This is a genomic window from Cupriavidus sp. 01L46 (assembly GCF_056399905.1).
The window spans coordinates 1-740 of record NZ_JBFTSF010000671.1 but is presented as its reverse complement, the minus strand read 5'-3'; the positions used below and the strand labels follow the sequence as shown (position 1 = coordinate 740).

The 740-nt window shown below is 56.6% G+C and carries 1 protein-coding gene; it reads left to right on the top strand.

What is annotated here, in order from left to right:
• Nucleotides 1-515: 515 nt before the first annotated feature.
• Nucleotides 516-740, top strand: a 225-nt coding sequence (locus AC1DS3_RS39240) for a nuclear transport factor 2 family protein (RefSeq protein ID WP_477129445.1), incomplete at its 3' end; no start/stop codon positions are given.

Sequence of the window (740 nt, the reverse complement as noted above, 5' to 3'; positions counted from 1 at the left end):
GCCCACACTTATCGGTTGTTTGTTTGTTAAAGAACTGGCCACGGTTCGCTTTGCTTGCCGCGTCGCTGCTTTTGTCTGCAGCGAAGGAACGAGACTATAAAGAATTATCTGCGTTTCATCAATACTTTTTTAATCTTTTCTTGCTCGGGCAAGTTTCGCTATGCGTATTACTCACCTTTTCCACCAGCCCCCCCCCCCCGCGAGCTCTACCGCCCTGCCCTGAAGCTGAGCCTCGTGCCGCGAGGGGAGCGAATACTAGGTCGTTCGCGCAACGCTGGCAAGTTTTTTCTAAGATTTTTTGCCGCAAGCTTTGTCGCCGCGGCGATGAAGGTCACGGCAGGGCACTTGTGCAATGACTACGGGGCACTGACCGACTGCCCGGCGGGCGCAGGCCAGGGCTGAACGGCGCGGATCTCCGGGCCGTTCATATTGTATGCAATAATAGAATGCAATTGCATGGTTTGACGCCCGCCATTCAGGCTACGGCCAGGCGGATTCACTGATCTGGAGACAACATGACATTCAGCACCCCCGGCATGACATCACGACACGTAGCCGCACTTGAGCCGATCGAGAACTACCTGCAAGCCCACATCACCGGCGATGCCGAATACATGCGCAAGGCGTTCCACCCGGATGCCAGGATCATCTCGTTCCGCGAGGGAAAGTTGCACGCCTTGACCCTCGATGAGTTTTCCGCGCGCTTCCAGGGCCAGCCTGCGGCGGATGAAGCACAGCGC